Source organism: Polaromonas sp. YR568, from assembly GCF_900116715.1.
Classification (GTDB): domain Bacteria; phylum Pseudomonadota; class Gammaproteobacteria; order Burkholderiales; family Burkholderiaceae_C; genus Polaromonas.
This window is the reverse complement of record NZ_FPBM01000001.1, coordinates 159,634-180,760: the sequence shown is the minus strand read 5'-3', so window position 1 is coordinate 180,760 and position 21,127 is coordinate 159,634. Positions and strand designations below refer to the sequence as shown.

Below are 21,127 nucleotides of genomic sequence, written 5' to 3'. Positions count from 1 at the left end.
GGCGGCCATCAGGTCGTGCGTCACAGGGGTGGGCGTAGTTGCCTGTGTGAAAGTTTGTAGCGGGCGCAAATACGGTCACTGATTCATCGTCTAATGACAATCGTCCACAGACCGGAGCTTTCCCGATGGCCGACCATTTGACCCGCACCCAGACCTCTTCACCGCAAACCCCACCTGCGCTGGACACCAGCCGCAGGCACCAGATGTTCCCGGTGCTCACCGCCGCGGAGATTGCGCGTATCCACCGCTTCGGCAGCGTGCTGCAGTTCAAAAAAGGCGACAGGCTGTTTGCCGCCGGCGAGCCCGGCCCCGGCATGTTTGTGCTGCTCAAGGGTTCGGTCACCATCACGCAGCGTGACGGGTTGGGCCACGTCGTGCCCATCGCCACCCAGGGGCCGGGTGAATTTTTGGCCGAGGTAGGGCAGCTGTCTGGCGCGCCCGCGCTGGTAGACGGCCATGCCGAAGACGATGTCGATACCCTCCTGGTGCCGCCCGGCCAGTTGCGCGCGCTGATCATTGCCGAGGCCGACCTGGGCGAGCGCCTGGTGCGTGCGCTCATCCTTCGGCGCGTGGCGCTGATCGAAGCCGGCGCCAGCGGCCCGGTGCTGATCGGCCAGCCGCAGTCTGCCGGCGTGGTGCGCCTGCAAAGCTTTTTGAACCGCAATGGCGAACCCCACCACGTCATCGATATCGCCAAAGATGCCGGCGCTGCCGCGCTGATGGTGGAGTACGGCGCTGCCGCAGGCGATGTGCTGGCCGTTTGCCCCGACGGCTCGGTTCTGGTCAACCCCGAGGAAAACCAGCTGGCGCGCTGCATGGGCATGGTCGATACAGCAGAGCACCACGAACTGTTTGACGTGATCGTGGTCGGCGCCGGGCCCGCCGGCCTGGCCACAGCGGTGTATGCCGCCTCTGAAGGCCTGCAGGTGCTGGTGCTCGACTGCAGGGCTTACGGCGGCCAGGCCGGCGCCAGCGCGCGGATTGAAAACTACCTGGGCTTTCCCACCGGCATCTCCGGCCAGGCGCTGGCCGGCCGCGCCTATGTGCAGGCGCAGAAGTTCGGCGTCGAAATGCTGATCCCTGCGCAAGCCCAGTCGCTGGACTGTTCACACAAGGCCATCAAAGGCGAGCTGCATTTAAAACTCACCGATGGCCGCAGGCTGCGCGCCAAAACCGTGGTGGTGGCCAGCGGCGCGCGTTACCGCCGGCCCGAGGTGCCGAATCTGGAAAAATTTGAAGGCCGTGGCGTCTGGTACTGGGCCTCCGCACTCGAAGCCAAAATGTGCAGCCAGACCGAGGTGGTGCTGGTGGGCGGCGGCAACTCGGCCGGCCAGGCGGCGGTGTTCTTGTCGCAGCATGCGGCCAAGGTCAATATGCTGGTGCGCGGCCCCAGCCTGGCCGCCAGCATGTCGCGCTACCTGATTGACCGCATCGAGGCATCACCCAACATCGAGCTGCGCCCGCACACCGAAGTCGTGCAACTGCATGGCGACGCCGACGCGGGCCTGAGCGCCGTGACCTGGCGGCACCGCAAAAGCGGCAGTGAGCAAGACGCTGCAGTGCGCAATGTGTTCCTCTTCGTCGGCGCAGACCCGGAAACCAGCTGGCTCACCAGCTGCGGCGTGGCGATTGATGCGCATGGTTTTGTCATGACCGGCGAGTCCGTCACCTGCAAGCACTCCGAATACAAACCCGCGCCGCTGGAGACCAACATCCCCGGCCTCTTCGCCATCGGCGATGTGCGTAGCGGCTCCGTCAAGCGTGTGGGCGGCGCAATAGGCGAGGGCGCCGCTGCAGTGGCGATGATCCACCAGCACCTGGCCGCGATGGACCGTGCCGCAGTGGCTGCCTGAAGGAGTTCTTTATGCGTATCAAACCCTGCACCCACGTCCCCGCCGAGATTCACTCGCCCAATTCAAGAGGCTGCGAAGAATGCCTGGCGATGGGCGACACCTGGATGCATTTAAGGCTGTGCGTGCACTGCGGCCACATCGGCTGCTGCGACGATTCCAAAAACAAGCATGCCAGCAAACACCATGCGGCAACGGGGCACGCAGTGATCCAGTCGTTTGAGCCGGGCGAAAGCTGGATGTGGTGCTATGAGCACAAGCTGCAGGTGGGTTAATCAAACAGACGATGCTCACACCAAGACCTTATCTTCAACAAGTCTCGATCCGCCCTGATGCGGAGATTGATTTCGACAGCTACCCGTACAGCATTCCAGCCGTGCGGGAGCTTGGGGAGTTGACCTTTCACCCCGATGTCACCTTCCTTGTCGGTGAAAACGGTGCGGGCAAGTCCACGGTTCTTGAAGGCATCGCGATGGCGCTGGGTTATGCCCCCGAGGGCGGGACCCGAAATGTCCGGCTGTCAACCACCGACTCGGTATCGTCGCTGCATGAAAACCTCCGTCTGGCGCACAGTTTTCGCAAGCCCAAGGATGGATATTTCCTTCGGGCCGAGAGCTTTTTTAATGTTGCGACCTATATGGACGAGGTGGGCTATCTCGGCGGCTACGGTGACCGCTCCTTGCATGAGCGTTCGCATGGGGAGGCCTTCATGTCCCTGTTGACGCACAAGTTTCGCGGCAATGGGCTTTACCTGCTTGATGAGCCCGAGGCAGCACTGTCACCCAACCGCCAGCTCGCGGCGCTTTCAGCCATACACCAGCTCGTTCAGGAAGAGTCGCAATTCATCATTGCCACCCATTCCCCTATCCTGTTGTCGTACCCGAACGCAAAGATATTGCTGTTTGATGGCTCGGGAATATCGGAGGTCCAGTATGAAGACACCGAACACTTTGCCGTCACACGGGATTTTTTGAACAACTATCCGAGGCGGCTGGAGCAATTGCTGGCGGATGAAGAATGACCTGGCTTGCACTGCAAGCCGTCATTCAATTTGGCTTGGTGTAGTCCATGGTCGCCACCATCACCGGGCTTGATTTCGGGCTCCGCTGCCAGTGCTCGTCCGCCGCTTTCTGAATCGCGGCCTTGTCATAAGCGCCTTTTGAGAGATCCGCCCAGACATGCTCATAAGCCCGGCACCAGGCGTCGCGGGCTTCATTGATTTTTTCTTCCGAGAGTTCCGGTGTAGGTTCTGGATCGGGGATAGGAGCGGGTGCCATCCGGCCATCCTAGCGGGCAGAGGCTGTTGCGTCTACTGGCGCCACGTTTACTTACGCTAGGATGCAGTTGCATGACAAGAATTTCAACTTCCACGCAGAGACGGCTTCAGCGTTTGCGACGCCGCCAGCAGCGTGTGATTCGTTACGGCACCGCCCCGCGAAGCAGCCTTCCATTTCGTTTTGATGCCAGCCTCAGTATTTACGGCGTAGGCACGCACCATGATGCGATCACTTTGAATACCGGAATTTCGCCGAACTCCACATACCTCAAAGGTGAGGCGCGTTTTGGCGGAAAGCGCTGGAAAGAGGATCTGTGGCTGCTGCAGTCCCCGCTTGGCGAGGGTGCGTCACTGGAAGAGCATCTGGACTGGTTATGGGCGACTGTAGGTCCCTACAAAGCCTACTTCAAGGAGCTGATTGCCGTCGCCTCCTCGGCCAGCATCACCTTGGGCTGCCTGTCTGAAAGCCCGTATCCGTTTTTCAGCGTTGGTGACGGTTCGATGAAGATCGTGAGGGAACTCGAAGTGGGATGCTCATTCAACTTCACCTGTGTGTGAAGTTGGCATCATCTACTGCGATTCAACGTTTTAAAAGCGTGGAATACATCGTCAGAACGGCGCCGAACTTGTTGCAGGTCACGCCCTTCTTTGCGATGTGGTCCCGCGCAGGCTGCTTTTGATCTTCAAGCGCTGTGGCAAGAACGTCTTCCTGCTCAGGCTTGGACAAGCCTCTTTTGGCTCCCTCCGCGCGTATCGCATCCATGGATTGACGATACACCGGCATGGTTTCCCGCTGCCAATCAGCCAAAGCGGGACGAACAGACACACCCTGTTTCTCGCAATGTTCGGCACTCTGCTTCGCGTGCTCAAAGTACAGAAGGTTTTCTGCCGCATCCCTGAATGACATGGCAAATGCAGCGTGAGTGCTGACGCAAAGAAGAAGCAGGGTCGCAATAGCCCGTTTTTTCATGTTCGATCTTTCAATGAATGCTTTTGGCGCACTTGCATATCGATCAGTAGCCAAAACTTCTGCATGTCCCGGCAGTGGTTTCTCCCTCTGTCACGCAACCGCGTGTTCAGGTTTGGCATGGCGACTCTATCGCACTATCTGCTGTGATGCAGATGACCCTGAAAGAGTGCGGTCTTTGCGTTGACCGGGCCTTCCAGACTAGGTGTCGCGGTGGTGCTCCACGCCAAACAAGCGGGAGAGCGGGATGGCGGCTATCAATCCGAAAACGACAAAGAAACACGTGATGGGAAACCAGCCGATCGTGAAGAGGCCCCAACCATCCGTAAAGATGGTGCCTATCAAATCGACCCGCCTGAGGCCGCTCGGCCGGATCGTCGCCAGGACAAGCATGACTCCGCTAAATAGCAGAATGCTGAACAGGTAGAACGATACGTCCACGTGCTTTTGAGGGTAAATCCTGGCCTTGAGCGTTCGCAGGCCCAGAATGGCCGCGGCGACGAACCAGACCGGGCCGCTGGCCCACAAGCAGGCCAGCGCGGCGCGTGTCCATGCCGGATCGCGCGCTCCCCGGGCCATCCGGTCGATCATCGGAATCCATTCGGCCACGGTATTGACCATCTCCGGGAACCACGGCGTTTGCAGCAGGGTCGATGAAAGAAAGGCAAATGGCCACATCACCAACAGCCATGGCAAGACAAGCGCTACCGCTGCGGGCCGCTCCAGGATGAATCGACCAAGGCCCGCTGAGCTGCTTGTACTGTCGAGAGGGCGCATGGGTTTTTAAATCCGGACGTCAGGGTGCGTCAATGGCATGAGTAGGTGATGTCGCTGTGCGGCGCAGCCGTGAATTCCGGCAACTGCTCAGCCCGCGCAGAGAACTCACGTAAGGCCGGGTAGTCTGCCGGATTGACCACTTCGGGCAGCATCGCCTGTGTGAAATACCAGGTGATGCCGACGGTCACGCCGTCCTGGCCCATGGTGTCGCTGGTTACGGCCAGCGGTTTGCGCTGCAGCTCCGCTTCCAGTTCGCCGTAGGCTGCCAGCAACTGGCCTGTCACGCGCGACACCCAGGGCTGGTGCAGTTTTTCAGGCGGGCGCACCATGCGTTCATACACAATCTGCACGGTTTTTTCACAAGCCGCCAGCGCCAGGCCGATGACGCGCAGGGATTGCTGGCGCTCGGCTAGCTTGGCGGGCATCAGGCTTCTGTGAGCCGGTGCCTGGGCGGCCAGCGCTTCGGCGTAGTCAATGATGAGCGTGGAGTCCATCAGCACCGTGCCGTCGTCGCAGACCAGGGTAGGGGCTTTGACCACCGGGTTGATGCTGCGGAATTTTTCGAAGGTGCTGAAGACTGAGACCGACTGGTGTTCAAAACGCAGGCCGAGCAGCTGCAGGGAGATGGCTACGCGGCGGACGTAGGGGGAGTCGAGCATTCCTATGAGTTGCATAAGGGGGGTGTTGGTGGGGTTTGAGGGGTTGGTGGGTTTATCGTATCAAGGTGGGGTGTTCTCTGCTGAGGGCGGCTGGCCGGGGTCGCCCGGCGGCGACTCACTTTCTTTTGCTTCGCCAAAAGGAAGTAAGCAAAGAAAAGGCGACCCTGCTGTCTGCGTCCCTTCGCTTCGCTACGGGCAACCTGCGGTGCTCGGTCCAGACGGGGTCAAAAACAACTCGCTACGCTCAAACAAGTTTTTGCCCTTATCCGTCTGGACCTCCGCTCCTCGGCGCATACAGAAGGGGGTGGAGACAGGAATACCAATACCGAATACCAAACAGCCGAAGACAGAAACCCGAATACCTGAAGAAACAAGGACTCGCCATGGCGAGTCCTTGTTGGTATTTGTCTTTGGTATTTCTGTCTTCGGTTCCCGCTCCCGATTGCCCCGTCCTGGCTGGGCCGAGGAGCGCAGAGACAAGCGGATCAGGGCAAAAACTTGTTTGAGCCGAAGGCGAGTTGTTTTTGACCCCGCTTGGCTCGAGCACCGCAGGTTGCCCGAAGCGAAGCGTAGGGACCCAGACTGCGGGTCGCCTTTTCTTTGGTGACTTTCTTTTGGCGAAGCAAAAGAAAGTTACTTGCTGCCGGGCAACCCCCGGCCAGCAGCTTTTCCACGATCAAACAAACGACCAACTCATAACCCTCATCAAACGCAAACAGCTGTACATCGAAACAATGTCGACGCCATGACACCACCACCCCCCGCAAGTAACTGTTCCCCCACCCCGAACCACCAAAGAAAAAAACATCTTTACCTCGCGGCAGCACTCACAGAGACCGATGTCACGAACCGGACACGCGCACCCCCTAACGTTCACATGTCCTTACAACTCCGAACGTGCGCGCTGCATGCCTCTGCAAAAAACCGAAAAAGCAAAGCTTGAGCTGGTCTCGAAGGAGCGCGTGCTCAACCTTCGTGAGCGCTCGGCGCTTTTTCTGGCGGACGGCCGCAAGACCGAGAGTGAAATGCAGGCCTTGCTGCAGGACGATGGCAGCATCCTGAAAAAGCTGATTGCCGGCGGGTACCTGGTGCCCGCCACGGCAAGTGTTGCCTCTGCTGCGCCGTCGGTTCCGGCGGCTCCGGAGGCGCCCGCGCAGAGCGCCACGCCCACGCGGCCCGCGCCGCTGGCCGAAGAGCCGGCCCAGGCCGGCAGCGACAACTTTGAAGGCAAGCGCTCTCTGGCGACCACCCGCATGTTTCTGTTCGACATCTGCGAGCGCATGTTTGTGAGGAAGATGCCCGCGCTGGCAACGCACTACCGGGACCAGCTGCGTGAGGCGCGCAGCCGTGAGGCCATGATGGCGATTGCCCGCGACATCATCCTCAATGTTGAGGAAATCGCCGGCCCCGACAGGGCGGATGGGCTGAGTGAGCGCATTGCCATGCTGCTGCCGCCCGAACAATGACTTTGGCGGCGTTTGCTTTGGCGGCGCTTGTATAGACATGAAGGTGTCATCTTGCGCGGGCAAGATAAACCTTCCGTTTTCCCGCATCACCATGATCCGCAGCCACCCCATTTCCGCCGAAGAAGCTTCCATCCTGGCCGTTGCCGCGCTGGACAGCCTGGTGATAGAGCTGGTCAAGGCAAGCCGCCTCAAGATGTCCCCCGGCTTTCTGGACTGGGTGGCCGATGAGGCCACGCCGCTGGTGGAGCGGCATGTGGCGCGCTCCTTCAAAAGCCCGCGTTTTGCCGACAGCCTTCGCATCGGCGACCCCCGTATCGCCATGGCGCGCTGGGTGCGCCACTGGGTGTGCCCGGGGATCGTGAGCCGCTTTGAGCCACTGGCCGAGCATTTGCCCGAGTTTGCCGACAGCCGCCCGGCGGGCCTTGCGCCTGAGCCAGCTCAGCGGTCCCGGCGCCTGGGTTACCCCTTGCTGCCGGGCCGCATGGGCAGCGGCCAAAAGGCGGCTGCCCCCGTGCAGTTCAAATCAGCCGCCTGATCGCCTGCTTGCGCCACACCAGGCGGTAATACGCGGTCTGCAAGCCCAGCATCGCCACAAAGGTCACCGGGTAGGCCATCCAGATCCCGTTGATGCCGATGCGGTGGCTCATGAACCACGCCACAGGCACTTCGATCAATGCGATGCAGAAGATCGAAATCCCCATGGGCACCCATACCGTGCCGCTGGCGCGCATCACACCCGACACCACGCCCTGCATGCCGAAGACCACGCTGCTCCACAGCATGATGTGCAGCAGGGTTTGCGACAGCTCGATTACCGGCTCGCTGGTGATGAAAAAGCCCATCAGGTGGCGCGAGAACAAATAACCCAGCAGCACCAGCACGCCGGTCAGCGCCAGGTTCATCTGCAGGCCTGTGCGCGTGATGGCGCCCAGCTTGTCGGTGCGGCCTGCGCCAATGGCTTGCGCGCCCAGGATGGAGGCGGTGATGGCGATCGAAATCGCCGGGAACTGCACATAGGCCACCACCTGGTTCACCGCGCCGTACGCCGCGGTGGCGCTGGAGCCGTAGCCGTTGACCAGCGAGAGCAGCGCAATCTCTGCCAGAGAGATAACGATCAGCTGCACGCCGGTGGGCACACCGACTTTGAGCACGGTCTTGAGGATGGCCGGATTCACGCGCAGGTGCCGCCTGAATTCGGCGTCGGGCGCCAGCGGGCTCTTGATGCGGTGCAGGCGCCAGGCCAGCCAGCCGGCCGCGACGATAAAGGACACGATGGTGGCAATGGCGCTGCTGGCCACGCCCAGCTTGGGCAGTCCGCCCCATCCCAGGATGAGCGCGGGCGTCACGATGAGGCCGCAGGCCGTTGAAATGCACAGGGTGTAAAGCGGTGTCACCGTATCACCCACGCCGCGCAGCATGGAGGTCGACAGCAGGAAGACAAACAGCGCCGGCATGGCCATTAGCATGATGCGGGCATACAGCGTTGTGTCGGCCAGGATGTCGGGCGGTGTGCCCAGCGCCTTCAGCAAGGGCGCCGTGAAGGTGCCGCCAAAGACCGCTACCAAGAGGCCAAAGCCCGCGCCCACCGTCAGCGCCGTGCCGGCCACGGCCTTGACCTTGCCCGTATCACGCGCGCCCCAGGCCTGGCCGATCAGCACCGCTGCCCCCGCGCCCAGCCCGATGGTGAAGGCAATAAAGAAAAACATGATGGGAAAAAAGCTGGTCGCGGCCGCGAGCGCGCCCACGCCAATCATCTGCCCGATGTAGATGTTGTTGATCGTGCCCGAGAGCGACTGCAGGATATTGCTCAGCAACATGGGGCCGAGGAAGGCCGCGAAGGTCTTCCACATCGGCACACTGTCGCTCAGGGCTTTGCCGGCGGGCGGCTTCATGCGGCGCTCCAGCTGGTGGCGGCGAGCTTTGCCAGCTGCAGGCGTACGTCTTCAGGCCAGGGCGCGACAAGGTCTTCAAATTTGATTTTGTCGCCCGCAAACAGCGCGCGGGTGGCTTCTTCAAAGCCTGCAAAGTCGCCGGCCATCTCGCTCATGAAGCGGTAGGCGTTTTCACGCGAGGCACGTACGCTGACACGGCCTTCGCTGGCCTTGCGGGATTCGTCGATGAGGCGGCGCAGGGTGACCGACGCACCGCCAGGCTGGCTGCCCAGCCATTCCCAATGGCGCGGCAGCAGCGTGACCTCACGCGCCACCACACCGAGCTTGGGCCGGCCCACCGGGCGGGTTGCAACGGTTTCTTCGGCCGGGGCAGGCGAGGGCGTTGGTTCAGCCTCGGGGCGCAGATCCAGGTCGATGCGCTCGCCAGTCGCGTCGTTGAAAACGCGGAGCAGCGTTTCTTCCGTAGTGAAGAGTTTGCGCAGCGCGTGGATGACCTGCGTGCGGTCGCCGGCGGCGACCTGGCGAAAGCCTGAGAAGGCGACCAGACGAGGCGGAGTATCAGGTGAGGAAACAGATGACATAAGAAGCGCGTTAAAGCGTCCAGAAAGTGTTCGGAAACTGTTGAGAAAAGGCCAAAAAAGGGCCAAGAAGCAGATGAATTTCATCCGGGTGAATAAATTCTATAACACCCGGGTATAAATTGTCCAGATAAATTTAAGCCGGGTGTAATTAAGTGTTATCACTATTCAATAGTCGAAATTAATCTAAATAACCTATTTAATATTCTTTTGAGTTTGAGATTCAGGCCTTTACATTCCCTACCTGTTCAAAAAAAGCCAGCACTTTCCACAAGAAAGCTTGCGGCACACATGGCGGCGAAGAGGGCCAGCGGATTTCATGATCGAGCTCAAGGGAATTTTTCAAACGTACAAGGGCCCCACGGGGCCGGTCCAGGCGCTCAGGGGCGTGGACCTTCACATCCAGCCAGGCGAGGTCTACGGAATCATCGGCCGCAGCGGCGCAGGTAAAAGTTCGCTGGTGCGGGTGATCAACCTGCTGAACCGGCCCACCGAAGGCCAGGTGCTGGTGGGCGGGCGCGAGTTGACCTCGCTGAACGGCGACGCACTGCGCGTGGCGCGCCGCGACATCGGCATCATCTTTCAGCACTTCAATTTGCTGTCGTCCCGCACGGTGTACGGCAACGTGGCCTTGCCGCTTGAAATCGCCGGCCTGTCTGCCGACGAGATCAAGGCGCGCGTCGGCCCACTGCTGGAGCTGGTGGGCCTGAGCGCTTTGGCAGACCGCTACCCGGCGCAGATCAGCGGCGGGCAAAAGCAGCGCGTCGGCATTGCGCGCGCACTGGCCAACAGGCCCAAGGTGCTGCTGTCTGACGAAGCGACTTCCGCGCTGGACCCGGAAACCACGCGCTCCATCCTCGGCCTGCTGCGGCAAATCAACAAGGAGTTTGGCCTGACCATCGTGCTGATCACGCACCAGATGCAGGTCATCAAGCAGGTGGCGGACCGTGTGGCGGTGATCGATGCCGGCCGCATTGTCGAGAGCGGGCCGGTGATTGACGTCTTCACCCGCCCCCAACACGAAACCACCCGCAGCCTGATCGCCGAGATCGTGCCGCAAGAGTTGCCCGACAGTGTGCTGGCGCGCATACGCACGCTGATGAGCGCCGAGCACGCCGAAGAAGGGCAGTTGTTGCGCCTCGCATTTGCAGGCGACGAATCAGACCGGCCGCTGCTGTCGGATGTGATTCGCCGCTTCGGTATTGACCTTTCTATCGTGCATGGCCAGGTCGACGAGATTCAGGGCAAGCCTTTCGGCTCGCTCGCGGTGTTTGCGCGCGGCGCGCGCGAGCAGCTCAACGCGGCAGTGGCGCACTTGCGCGGCGCGGGTGTGCATGTCGATGAAGTCGGTGCAGAGCTGCACGGATTGCCTGGAGGCTTGGCCCATGTTCAGTAATTTTTCTCAGGCCCTGCTCGAGCTCTTTGTCAGCTCGCTGTGGGAGACCATCGTCATGGTCGGTATCTCGGGTCTGGTGGGCGCGGTCATCGGCGTTCCGCTGGGCGTGTTTTTGCGCCTGACGGACCAGGGCGGGGTGTTGCAGAACGCGGCCACCAACCGTGTAGTCGGCGGCATCGTGAACGCCGTGCGCTCCACGCCTTTCATCATCCTGCTGGTAGCCATCATTCCGCTGACGCGCTTTCTCACGGGTTCTTCCATCGGCACGGCGGCTGCCGTGGTGCCGCTCACGATTGCGGCCGCGCCCTTTATCGCGCGGCTGGTGGAAACCTCGCTGCGCGAAGTCGATCACGGCCTGATTGAAGCCGCGCTGGCCATGGGCGCGACCACGCGGCAAATCGTGCTCAAAGTCTTGCTGCCCGAGGCGCTGCCCGGCATCGTCGCGGGCCTGACCATCACTTTTGTGAGCCTCACCGGTTATTCAGCCATGGCCGGAGCCATCGGCGGTGGCGGCCTGGGTGACCTGGGCATCCGCTATGGCTACCAGCGCTTTTTGCCTGAAGTCATGCTGGCTGTGGTGCTGGTGCTGATTCTCTTTGTGCAGGCGGTGCAAAGCCTGGGCGATTGGGCCGTGCGCCGGTTGAGCCACAAATGAACATGACGCCCCACCTGCATTTTCAGCGGCGATGTTGACTCCCTGAATTTCTTCCTCCCGGGAGAAGAGGGGACACAACAAAAAGACAGCCATTTCTCAATTGATCCAAAGGAAACACCATGAACAAACGCACCCTCATCCAGTCCGCCGCCGCCTTCGCGCTGGCCGTATCGCTGCCCGTTGCCGTGCTCGCACAAGACAAGCCGCTGAAGATAGGCGTCACCGCCGGCCCGCACGCCCAGATTTTTGAGCAGGTCAAAAAGATTGCCGAAAAAGACGGCCTGAAAATCCAGATCGTTGAATTCAGCGACTACATCCAGCCCAACGCCGCACTCGCCGCCGGCGACCTGGACGGCAACAGCTACCAGCACAAGCCCTTCCTCGACCAGCAAGTCAAAGACCGCGGCTACAAGATCGTCAATGTCGGCTACACCGTCAACTTCCCGATCGGCCTCTACTCCAAGAAGGTCAAGAGCTTGGCCGAGCTGAAAGAAGGCGCACGCTTCGGCATCCCTAACGATCCGACCAATGGCGGCCGCGTGCTGCTGGTGTTGCAAGACAAGGGCCTGATCAAGCTCAAACCCGACGCCGGCCTCAAAGCCACGCCGCTGGACGTGATCGAGAACCCGAAGAAGCTCAAGTTTGTTGAGCTCGACGCCGCCCAGCTGCCACGCTCGCTGGACGACCTGGACGCCTCGGCCGTCAACACCAACTACGCGCTGTCGGCCGGCCTGAACCCCAAGGACGCCATTGCCCAGGAAGCGGCCAAGTCGCCTTACGTCAACCTGCTGGCTGTGCGTGAGCAAGACAAAGACAAGCCATGGGTCGCCAAACTGGTGAAGGCCTACCACTCGGAAGAAATCCGCAAGTACGTGCAGGCCGAGTTCAAGGGCGCCGTGCTCGCCGGCTTCTAAACCGCGCCACAAAACCGCTGCGGACGCACGCGCATGTCGCACCTGCTGACGCTTCCCGACGCCGGGGCCTTGTCCATACGCGCCAAGGCGCTGGTGTTCGAGGATCCGGGCTCGGTCGCCTTGCTTGAGCGTGTCGAGCAGGTCGCGCCCACCGACGCCACCGTGCTGGTGATAGGCGAGACCGGCACCGGCAAGGAGTTGCTGGCGCGCCGCGTGCACCAGGGCAGCGGGCGGCGTGGGCCTTTTCTCGCGGTGAACTGCGGCGCCTTCAGCGAAGCGTTGATTGATGCCGAACTGTTCGGCCATGAAAGCGGCGCCTTCACCGGCGCATCGCAGGCGCGCGCGGGCTGGTTTGAATCGGCCAACGGCGGCACGCTGTTTCTCGACGAGATCGGCGACCTGCCACTGGCCCTGCAAGTCAAGCTGCTGCGCGTGCTGCAAGAGCGCCAGGTGGTGCGCCTGGGCTCACGCAAGCCCATTCCGCTGGATGTGCGGCTGATCGCCGCCACCAACGTCGACCTGCGCAATGCGGTGGCGGCAGGCCACTTTCGTGCCGACCTTTATTACCGCATCAGCGTCGCCACGCTGGAGTTGCGCCCGCTGTATGAACGCCCCGGCGACATCCTGCCGCTGGCGCGCCATTTCCTGGCCAACTATTCGGCCCGCCTGGGCATCACCGGCGCCAGCCTGGCGCCTGATGCCGAGCAGGCTTTGCTGGCGCACGACTGGCCCGGCAATATCCGCGAACTTGAAAACGTCGTGCACTACGCCTTGATCGTAGCGCCCGCAAGCAGGTTGACCGCGGTGGATCTGCAGGTGATCCAGCGTTCCGTCGCGGGCGCATCGCGCGGGGGCAGGCCGCTCCCCGCTACGGCAGCGGCGCAGGCCGCAGACACGGCCATCGCTGCGGCTCCCGCCATCGATGCGCTGCGCGAGGTGTTCCTACAGCGCTTGCACGCCGCCCAACCGGATTTGTTCAACAAGGTCGAAGAGACTCTTGTCAAAACCGCCTTTGAATTGTGCGGCGGCAACCAGGTGCACACCGCGCGCCAGCTCGGCCTGTCGCGCAATGTGCTGCGCACGCTGCTCAAGCGTCATGGCCTGCTCGATGCCGGCCATGACCTTTCTGAGCCAGCAGCTCCCGCAACCGCAGGCTGACCCACTGCCCAGCGGCCCTTGCGCTGCTGCATTTTGCGCAAGGTGATGGGCGCACTGCTGCCATCCGTCATGGCGGTGCTTGTTATGCAGCAGCCGGACGCCAGATCCTCTCGATACAGGCCGATTTCTTTGGCATGCCTTCTGCAATAGCTGAATGACACCGTTCACTCATTCGTCTATTTTTCAAGGCCTTCATGTCTCAGAACACCACGACCAAAACAAGCCCAACAACCCCAACGACCACAACAAGCGCTGGCGATTCCGGCGGCGCACCGCAGAGCGTCCCACGGCGAGGTTTTCTGGGCCAGGCCGGCGCCAGCCTCGCCGGCCTGGCCACCGGAGCCGCGGCCCCGTCACTGCTGTTGACCGCGCTGCCCGCGGCGGCACAGGCAGCACAAGGCAGTGCCACGGCGGCCGATGCCTATGACGAACGCTTTCGCCAGCGCACATTGGCCTTGCGTACCGATCTAGCCAGGGCCAACGCCGAGGTGCCCGTCCCGCCGCATCCCACCAATGGCGATGAAGACCGCTACCCGGACCGGATAGGTTCGGATAGCCGCGCTTTGCCGCACAACGCCCGCGGCGAGGTGGACCCGGCCGCATGGAAACTTGCCACCGCAGCATTTGCGTCGCGCGAGCCGGCCGACTTCGAGAAGATCCCGCTAGGCGGCACGCGCAAGTTGCTCAACCCGGTGGGCACGCTGGCCGTCAGCCTTGACGGGCTGAACGCCGGGCAATTCAGCTTGCCGCCTGCCCCTGCACTGGCCAGCGCGGCCCGCGCCAGTGAGGCCATTGAGCTGTACTGGAAATCACTGCTGCGCGACGTGCCCCTAAGCGAATACCGCGAGGGCACGACCCACAAGGACGTGTTGCTGGCCGCCGAAGAGCTCAGCCGCGCGCCGGATTTTAATGGCCCCAAAATCAACGGCCGCGTGACACCGCAGACCCTGTTTCGCGGCGCGGCGTTTTATGTCGATGCGAAGGACCCCAGCGGCCGCACCGGCCGCTGGGCCACACCGCCGGGCGTGGTGGACGGTCCGGTGATTTCGCAGTTCCTGTACCGCGACGTGCCCTTCGGGCCGCAGAGCCTGTCTGCCCGCATTCGCACCTACACCCCGGCCAACGAGTTTTTGACGAACTACGATGAATGGCTGCATGTGCAAAACGGCAATGCGCCGCGCGGGCGAATCACCCAGGACCCGACCCTGCGCTATATCGCTACCGGGCGCGACCTGGCCACCTACGCCCATGCCGCGGCAGCCTTCAGTTACATCGGCAACCAGCTGCTCAGCACGCCGGCGTCCGCCGATGCGGGCTACGGCGGAATCTATTCAGGGGCGCAGATTCCACTGGCGCCCAACAATCCCTATCTGACGTCGAAGACGCAGGGCGGCGCCTCCGGCACCTTCGGCGCGGCTTACTTCCAGTCGATTCTTTCGCTGGCCGCTTCGCTGGGCATCCGCATCAACTACTACCAGAAGTGGTATGCCCAGCGCGTGCTGCGGCCTGAAGCATTTGGTGGCCTGGTGCATCACCGGCTGGCCAATGGCGTCAGCGACTACCCGGTCCACGCGGCGCTGCTGGGCTCGCAGGCGCTGGAACGCAGCCGCGCAAAGAACGGCAGCTTTCTGCTCTCGCACGTCTACCCCGAAGGCGCGCCCATCCATTCCTCCTACCCGGGCGGTGCCGCCATCATCGGCGCGGTCACGGCCACGCTGCTCAAGGCCTTTTATGACGAGTCGCGGCCGTTTCCCAACCCGGTGCAACCCGACCCGGCCGACCCGACGCGGCTGATCCCTTACCAGGGCCCGCCGCTGACCATAGGCGGCGAACTCAACAAGCTGGCACTGAACTACGGCTCCGGGCGATCGTGGGCCGGCATCCACTGGCGCTCAGACGCGGCAGCCTCTTATGCCCAGGGTGAGGCGCTGGTCATCAGCCTGCTGCGCGAACAGAAGGCCAGCTTTCGTGAGCCCTTTGAAGGTTTTTCTTTCACGCGTTTCGACGGTACGCGAGCCATTGTCTGAACACGCGGCCTGCGTCACGTCCTCTTGCCACTTCCTCTTATTTCCCCCAACGAAAGGCACCCCATGACCCAAGTTCATTCATCCCCTCCTGTTCTTGACATCACGCCGGTCGCCGGCCGCATTGGCGCTGAAGTGCGCGGCCTGCGCTTGTCGGCCGAAATCTCCGGCGACACCGTGGTCGCGCTCAACCAGGCGTTGCTCAAACACAAGGTGCTTTTTCTGCGCGGCCAGCAGCATCTGGACGATGCGGCGCAAGAGGCGTTCGCGCAGCGGCTGGGCGATCCGGTGCCGCACCCGACGGTGCCCTCGCGCCAGGGCACGGGTTATATCCTGGAGCTGGACTCGGCCCACGGCGGCCGCGCCAACTCCTGGCATACCGACGTAACCTTTGCGGTGGCGCCGCCCAAGATCTCTGTGCTGCGCGGCGTGGTGATCCCGCCCTGGGGCGGCGACACGGTCTGGGCCAATACGGCCGCTGCCTACCAGGGCCTGCCGCCGGCGCTGCGCGAGCTGGCCGACAAGCTTTGGGCCGTGCACGGCAACGATTACGACTACGCCGCGCATCGCCCGGAGAAAGATATCTCTGACGAAGGTGCGAAGCACTACCGCGAGGTCTTCACCCGCACCCTGCATGAAGCCGAGCACCCGGTGGTGCGCGTGCACCCTGAAACCCGTGAGCGCGCGCTGGTGCTGGGCCATTTCGTCAAGAAGCTGGTGGGTTACTCCAGCACCGACTCGCAACACCTGCTGTCGGTGCTGCAGGAGCACATCATCCGCCTGGAGAACACCGTGCGCTGGCGCTGGACACAGGGCGACGTGGTGATCTGGGACAACCGCGCCACGCAGCATTACGCCATCAACGACTACGGCGACCAGCACCGCGTGGTGCGCCGCGTGACGTTGGCGGGCGATGTGCCTGTCAGCGTCGATGGCCGGCGCTCAGTGTTGCATGGAAAGGCTGTGCAGCCTGATGGCGCCGGCAAGAGCCCGGCAGCGCCGGTGCCTGTCGCTGCTTAAAAGCACGTGCGAAAAAAAAGGCCTGCGGCGTGAAACCGCAGGCCCTGAAAATCCCACCCACTGGGACACGGAGCAATTGGTTTAAACGGGCATCAGGCGACCTTTTGCGCCTTGACGGTGAACTGGTTGGCCGGCCGGTCCAGGCCCAGGTTTTCGCGCAGGGTGCTGCCTTCGTATTCGGTGCGAAAGAGGCCGCGCCGCTGCAACTCTGGAATCACCAGCTCGACAAAATCATTGAGCGACTCAGGCAGCACCGGCGGCATCACGTTAAAGCCGTCGGCCGCGCCGTTTTCAAACCACTCCTGCATCTTGTCGGCAATGGTTTGCGGCGTGCCCACCACCACCCAGTGGCCGCGCGCGCCGGCCAGGTATTCATAGAGCTGGCGCACGGTGAGCTTGTCGCGCCGGGCCAGCTCCAGCACCACATGGGCGCGGCTGTTTTGCCCGGGCGGCGGCTCGGGGATGTAGGGCGGCGGCGCGTCCAGGTCCCACTTCGACAAATCTTCACCGGGCCAGAAGGTGTGCAGCGTGTTCAGGCCCACGGAGGGGTGGATCAGCTTTTGCAGCTCGGCCCACTTGGCGTCGGCTTCTGCCTGCGTGCGGCCGACCACTGGGGAGATGCCGGGCAGCACCAGCAATTGCTCGGGCCGGCGGCCGTATTTGGCCAGCCGCCCCTTCACATCGCGGTAGAAAGCCTGCGCCTCGGCCAGGCTGGTCCAGGCGGTGAAAATGGCTTCGGCCGACGCCGCGGCCAGCTCACGGCCGGGCTCGGACGAACCTGCCTGCACGATCACCGGGTAGCCCTGCGGCGGGCGCTCCAGGTTCAGCGGGCCGCTGACCTTGAAGTACTTGCCCGAGTGGTTGATCGCATGCACCTTGGCCGGGTCGAAGTATTTGCCTGATGCCGGGTCGCGGAAGAAGGCGTCGTCTTCAAAGCTGTCCCACAGGCCCTTGACCACATCGATGAATTCATGGGCCTGCTCATAGCGCACGGCGGGCTCGGGGTGCTTGTCCAGGCCAAAGTTGCCGTACACGTTGTCAGCGCCCGTGGTCACTACGTTCCAGGCGGCGCGGCCCTTGCTCAGGTGGTCGAGCGAGGAGAACTTGCGCGCCAGCAGGAAGGGGTCTTCATAGGTGGTCGATGCTGTTGCCACAAAGCCGACGTGTTTGGTCACGGCCGAGAGCGCAGCCCACAAAGTCACCGGTTCAAAGTAAGACACCCGGCCCTGGCGGCTGAAGGCTTCGTCGTCGCCGTGAAAAGCCATGCCTGGGCTGTCGGCCACAAAGACCTGGTCAAAGAGGCCGCGCTCGGCGATCTGGGCCACCTCGATGTAGTGGTCGATGTTGACGCCCGAATCCACTTGTGAGCCGGGATGCCGCCAGGCGGCGATGTGATGGCCGGTGGCCATGATGAAAGCGCCCAGGCGCAGTTTGCGTTGTGTCATGAGATGTCTTTCTGTTTCTGTCAGTCTGTATGTCAGTCAATCAGGTGTTTAGTGGCGGGCAGGCGCCGGCTTCCATGCGGTGAAGTGGCTCTCCAGCTTCTGCAGCGCAAAGTTCACTGCTACGCCTATGGCGGTGATGGCGATGATCCCGAAGTACATGTCGGCAATCAGGAAGCTGAACTGGGCGTAAATGATCAGGTAGCCCAGCCCGGCCTTGGCGCCCACCATCTCGGCGGCGATCAGCACCAGCATGGCGGAGGCAGCCGCCAGTCGTATGCCCACAAAGATGGTCGGTACAGACGCCGGCAGTATCACTTTGAGGAACAGCTGGCGAGATGTCGCACCCATGGTGCGCGCCGATTTCACCAGCAGCGGGTCAACCTGCCGCACCGCCGAGATGGTGTTGAGCAAGAGCGGCCAGGCGCAGGCGTAGACCACGATGGAGACCTTGGACACCTCGCCAATACCCAGCAGCAAGAGGAATACCGGCAGCAGGGCCAGCGGTGCGGTGTTGCGCAGCAGCTCGATCAGCGGATTCAGCGCATTGCCCAGGCGCTGGTACCAGCCTATGGCCAGGCCCAGCGGAATGGCCAGCACAATGGCCAGAAGCAAGCCGCCCAGCGAGCGCGCCAGGCTGATGGAAGTGTGTTCCCAGAGCTGGCCGTTCAACGCCAGCGTCCAGCCGGCGGCCAGTACTTCGCTCAGCGGCGGCAGGAAGGTCGGGTCGGTCAGGCCGAGCCGCGGCGCCAGCTCCCACAGCAAGGCCAGCGCGACGATCAGGCCGGAGCGCCAGGTGGCGTTGGCCAACTGGTGGTAAAGCCGCAGCCAGACCGGTGGCGTTTTCAGCAGCAGTGCTTGCTGGGCGGTGGCATGTGTTCCCGCGTTCAGGGCAATCTCAGACATGGGCGTGTTCTTTCTTTTCGGGTTGTGAGGCAATGCGCGCACGGCGCTCCTGGCGGGCCGAGGCGACTTCGTCATGCAGCAGCGACCAGATCTCGTGGCGCAGCTCGCCAAAGAGCGGCAGCGAGCGCACGTCGTCGGTGTCGGCCCGCAGGGATTCGGGGATGTCCACGATCTGCTTGATGCGGCCGGGCCGCGTGGTCATGATCGCCACGCGCTGGCCCAGCACCACGGCTTCGTCGATGCCGTGGGTGATAAACACAATCGTCTTGCCGGTGCGTTGCCAGATCTCGACCAGCTCTTCCTGCAACGTTTCACGCGTCTGTGCGTCAAGTGCGGCGAAAGGCTCGTCCATCAGCAGCACCTCGGGCTCGTAAGCCAGGCTGCGCGCAATGGCCACGCGCTGCTTCATGCCGCCCGAGAGCTCATGCGGAAAGCGGTTGGCAAAGTCGGTCAGGCCCACCAGCGCCAGGTAGTGCGCGGCCTTCTCACGCCGGGCACGCTTGCCCACGCCTGCAACTTCCAGGCCGAAGGCCACGTTGTCGAGTGCGCTCAGCCAGGGGAAGAGGGCGTATTGCTGGAACACCACGCCGCGGTCACGCGCCGGGCCTGTCACGGGTTTGCCGTCGATCAGCACGCGGCCGCTGGTGGGCAGCGCCAGGCCGGCCAGCAAATCGAGCAGCGTCGACTTGCCGCAGCCGCTGGGCCCGACCAGCACCAGGAATTCGCCCGGCTTCACCTCCAGCGTGACGTCATGCACCGCGACAAAGCGCTTTGCGGCGCCGCCGTCGTCCGCGCGCACGGTGAACTCCTTGCTGACGTTTTCAAAACGGATCTTGGCGGTGCTCATTTGGCGGCCGCCAGTTTTTCGGCGTTGTTGAAGTAGGGGTTGAAGGCGTTGGTGTAGAGGTCTGCGGGCTTGACCTGGCCGGGCTTGAGCAGGCCGTCCTTGACCAGCCAGTTGATCCAGATCTGCAGTTCGCTGTCTTTGATCACGCCGCCGGTTCCCGCCACGCCGGTGCTTTTCCAGTACTGGATGGTGTCGGCACTTTCGGCGCGCTTGCGGGCTTCAATGACTTTGACAAAGCGCGCACGCACCTCGGCGGCCGGTGTGTTGCGGGCCCACTCGATGGAGCGTGCCAGCGCCGACACCAGGTGGCGGCTGGTGTTGGGGTTTTGCTCGATGAATTTGTTGTGCAGGACGATGGTTCCCGCGGTGAAGTTGCCGTACAGAGCGCGGTCGGTAAACAGCGGGTGTATACCGCCGCGCTCCAGCGCCTTGTCGCGCAGCACGCCGCCCAGCGTGGTGACCTCCACATGGCCCTGGCGCAGCGCCTGCTCGCCGGTGACGGGCGGCGTGACCACCAGGGTCACCTGCTTGGCCTCGGCGTCGCTCAGCTTGGCGCGGTCCAGGTATTCACGGACCATGAACTCATGGTGGGCGCCCAGCGTGTTCACCGCGACCTTTTTGCCGAGCAGGTCGCGCGCCGATTTGATGGGGCTGTCGTCTTTGACGTAGTAGCCGCTGTAAGTGTTCTCGTCTACGCCGTAGTAACCCAGCACGGCCTTGATCGGCGCCTTCTTGGCCAGCAGCTTGACGACCGCGCCGTTGAAGGCGCCGCCCAGGTCAACGTCGCCAGTGACCACGCTCTGGATGTCTTGCGGGCCGCTGATGGTGTTGCCCACCCACTTGGCCTTGAGCGGTGCGAGGTAGCCCAGCTCCTCGGCCAGCTCTATCCAGGTGACCTGGCCGGCCCAGCCCTGGTAGCGGATTTCGGTTTTCTCAAGCGGTGGGGCGGCATGGCCCTGCGTGGCAAACAAACCGAGAGACAAAGCGGCAAGGCCGAGGAAGCGAGTGATGGTCATGGCATGAAGAGAGAGTGGTTGACGCGCTCGACAACGCAGCATCCATGCCAGTGATTCAGGGCCTATTTCGGGGGATTTCGCGGGTTTAAGCAGCCCGGCTGCTGCATTCGATGCAGTTGCCTGCTGATCGACTGACAGTGCCTGCGCGCTTTGGCGCACCTCGGTCTTAAAGATGATTTCGGTTTTAAGAAGCTCGTTTTTATTCTTTGGCGTTTTGAATCGCGCCACCTAGAGTCCGTTTCATGGGCCCCGGCTGCTGCCCATCCCCATCGAAATGGCGGCTG

22 protein-coding genes are annotated in these 21,127 nt (G+C 62.5%); 12 read left to right on the top strand and 10 right to left on the bottom strand.

Going from position 1 to position 21,127, the window contains the following annotated elements; translation table 11 throughout:
- Window positions 1-125 precede the first annotated feature (125 nt).
- Genes BM408_RS00820 through BM408_RS00810 form a run of 3 tightly spaced genes read left to right on the top strand, consistent with a single transcriptional unit; the run spans window position 126 to window position 2,871 of the window.
- A complete protein-coding gene (locus tag BM408_RS00820; RefSeq protein ID WP_092125976.1) occupies window positions 126-1,853 on the top strand; it encodes an FAD-dependent oxidoreductase in 1,728 nt (575 codons plus the stop codon).
- An 11-nt stretch (window positions 1,854-1,864) separates the two neighbouring features.
- Window positions 1,865-2,125 carry a UBP-type zinc finger domain-containing protein gene (locus tag BM408_RS00815; RefSeq protein ID WP_175541643.1) on the top strand — a complete coding sequence of 87 codons (261 nt, stop codon included), beginning with the start codon at window positions 1,865-1,867 and terminating at the stop codon, window positions 2,123-2,125.
- 11 nt (window positions 2,126-2,136) lie between these two features.
- Complete coding sequence (locus BM408_RS00810) at window positions 2,137-2,871, top strand: AAA family ATPase (RefSeq protein ID WP_092125974.1); 735 nt, start codon at window positions 2,137-2,139, stop codon at window positions 2,869-2,871.
- Window positions 2,872-2,896: 25 nt separating this feature from the next.
- Here the strand turns inward: BM408_RS00810 and BM408_RS00805 are convergent, their stop codons facing one another.
- Window positions 2,897-3,127 carry a hypothetical protein gene (locus tag BM408_RS00805; RefSeq protein ID WP_092125972.1) on the bottom strand — a complete coding sequence of 77 codons (231 nt, stop codon included), beginning with the start codon at window positions 3,125-3,127 and terminating at the stop codon, window positions 2,897-2,899.
- A gap of 71 nt (window positions 3,128-3,198) precedes the next feature.
- On the opposite strand from BM408_RS00805, the gene BM408_RS00800 reads away from it, so the two are divergent.
- Window positions 3,199-3,684 (top strand): DUF4279 domain-containing protein, encoded by a 486-nt coding sequence (locus BM408_RS00800; RefSeq protein ID WP_092125970.1) that lies wholly within the window; start codon window positions 3,199-3,201, stop codon window positions 3,682-3,684.
- A gap of 22 nt (window positions 3,685-3,706) precedes the next feature.
- Here BM408_RS00800 and BM408_RS00795 read toward each other — a convergent pair whose 3' ends face one another.
- From BM408_RS00795 to BM408_RS00785, 3 genes are all read right to left on the bottom strand, one after another.
- On the bottom strand, window positions 3,707-4,096 hold the full coding sequence (locus BM408_RS00795) for a hypothetical protein (RefSeq protein ID WP_092125968.1): 390 nt from the start codon (window positions 4,094-4,096) through the stop codon (window positions 3,707-3,709).
- 198 nt (window positions 4,097-4,294) lie between these two features.
- Window positions 4,295-4,870, bottom strand: a complete 576-nt coding sequence (locus BM408_RS00790) for a hypothetical protein (protein WP_092125966.1) — start codon at window positions 4,868-4,870, stop codon at window positions 4,295-4,297.
- Window positions 4,871-4,899: 29 nt separating this feature from the next.
- Window positions 4,900-5,544 (bottom strand): glutathione S-transferase, encoded by a 645-nt coding sequence (locus BM408_RS00785; protein ID WP_092125964.1) that lies wholly within the window; start codon window positions 5,542-5,544, stop codon window positions 4,900-4,902.
- Between the two features lie 893 nt (window positions 5,545-6,437).
- Between BM408_RS00785 and BM408_RS00780 the strand changes: the two genes are divergently transcribed.
- Together BM408_RS00780 and BM408_RS00775 are read left to right on the top strand one after the other, a co-directional pair.
- Window positions 6,438-6,995 carry a hypothetical protein gene (locus tag BM408_RS00780; protein WP_092125962.1) on the top strand — a complete coding sequence of 186 codons (558 nt, stop codon included), beginning with the start codon at window positions 6,438-6,440 and terminating at the stop codon, window positions 6,993-6,995.
- Between the two features lie 91 nt (window positions 6,996-7,086).
- The gene (locus BM408_RS00775) at window positions 7,087-7,530 is read left to right on the top strand and encodes a hypothetical protein (RefSeq protein ID WP_139237281.1); all 444 of its coding nucleotides are present in this window, start codon (window positions 7,087-7,089) and stop codon (window positions 7,528-7,530) included.
- On the opposite strand, the gene BM408_RS00770 is transcribed toward BM408_RS00775, so the two are convergent.
- Entirely contained in the window at window positions 7,514-8,887 is a 1,374-nt protein-coding gene (locus BM408_RS00770; protein ID WP_092125958.1) for an MATE family efflux transporter, read from the bottom strand. The two genes, BM408_RS00775 and BM408_RS00770, sit on opposite strands and share 17 nt — an antisense overlap.
- Window positions 8,884-9,468 carry a DUF2239 family protein gene (locus tag BM408_RS00765; RefSeq protein WP_092125956.1) on the bottom strand — a complete coding sequence of 195 codons (585 nt, stop codon included), beginning with the start codon at window positions 9,466-9,468 and terminating at the stop codon, window positions 8,884-8,886. Before BM408_RS00765 ends, BM408_RS00770 begins: the two co-directional genes overlap by 4 nt.
- A gap of 316 nt (window positions 9,469-9,784) precedes the next feature.
- Between BM408_RS00765 and BM408_RS00760 the strand changes: the two genes are divergently transcribed.
- The 6 genes from BM408_RS00760 to BM408_RS00735 all read left to right on the top strand — a co-directional run bounded on the left by BM408_RS00760 (window position 9,785) and on the right by BM408_RS00735 (window position 16,632).
- On the top strand, window positions 9,785-10,861 hold the full coding sequence (locus BM408_RS00760; RefSeq protein ID WP_092125954.1) for a methionine ABC transporter ATP-binding protein: 1,077 nt from the start codon (window positions 9,785-9,787) through the stop codon (window positions 10,859-10,861).
- A complete protein-coding gene (locus tag BM408_RS00755; RefSeq protein WP_092125952.1) occupies window positions 10,851-11,516 on the top strand; it encodes a methionine ABC transporter permease in 666 nt (221 codons plus the stop codon). Before BM408_RS00760 ends, BM408_RS00755 begins: the two co-directional genes overlap by 11 nt.
- Window positions 11,517-11,635: 119 nt before the next feature.
- On the top strand, window positions 11,636-12,430 hold the full coding sequence (locus BM408_RS00750; RefSeq protein ID WP_092125950.1) for a MetQ/NlpA family ABC transporter substrate-binding protein: 795 nt from the start codon (window positions 11,636-11,638) through the stop codon (window positions 12,428-12,430).
- A gap of 33 nt (window positions 12,431-12,463) precedes the next feature.
- Window positions 12,464-13,588, top strand: a complete 1,125-nt coding sequence (locus tag BM408_RS00745; RefSeq protein WP_092125948.1) for a sigma-54 interaction domain-containing protein — start codon at window positions 12,464-12,466, stop codon at window positions 13,586-13,588.
- 194 nt (window positions 13,589-13,782) lie between these two features.
- The gene (locus tag BM408_RS00740; protein ID WP_092125946.1) at window positions 13,783-15,615 is read left to right on the top strand and encodes a phosphatase PAP2 family protein; all 1,833 of its coding nucleotides are present in this window, start codon (window positions 13,783-13,785) and stop codon (window positions 15,613-15,615) included.
- Between the two features lie 63 nt (window positions 15,616-15,678).
- The gene (locus BM408_RS00735; protein WP_092125944.1) at window positions 15,679-16,632 is read left to right on the top strand and encodes a TauD/TfdA dioxygenase family protein; all 954 of its coding nucleotides are present in this window, start codon (window positions 15,679-15,681) and stop codon (window positions 16,630-16,632) included.
- A 92-nt stretch (window positions 16,633-16,724) separates the two neighbouring features.
- On the opposite strand, the gene BM408_RS00730 is transcribed toward BM408_RS00735, so the two are convergent.
- From BM408_RS00730 to BM408_RS00715, 4 genes are read right to left on the bottom strand one after another with little or no spacing between them, the layout of a single operon-like run.
- Window positions 16,725-18,077: an LLM class flavin-dependent oxidoreductase gene (locus tag BM408_RS00730; RefSeq protein ID WP_092125942.1), complete on the bottom strand. Its 1,353-nt coding sequence runs from the start codon at window positions 18,075-18,077 to the stop codon at window positions 16,725-16,727.
- A gap of 48 nt (window positions 18,078-18,125) precedes the next feature.
- Window positions 18,126-18,980: an ABC transporter permease gene (locus BM408_RS00725; RefSeq protein WP_092125940.1), complete on the bottom strand. Its 855-nt coding sequence runs from the start codon at window positions 18,978-18,980 to the stop codon at window positions 18,126-18,128.
- Window positions 18,973-19,827, bottom strand: coding sequence for an ABC transporter ATP-binding protein (locus tag BM408_RS00720; protein WP_092125938.1), 855 nt, complete (start codon window positions 19,825-19,827; stop codon window positions 18,973-18,975). The genes BM408_RS00725 and BM408_RS00720 overlap by 8 nt, the downstream gene beginning before the upstream one ends.
- Window positions 19,824-20,843, bottom strand: coding sequence for an ABC transporter substrate-binding protein (locus tag BM408_RS00715; protein ID WP_217649405.1), 1,020 nt, complete (start codon window positions 20,841-20,843; stop codon window positions 19,824-19,826). The genes BM408_RS00720 and BM408_RS00715 overlap by 4 nt, the downstream gene beginning before the upstream one ends.
- Window positions 20,844-21,127: the final 284 nt, after the last annotated feature.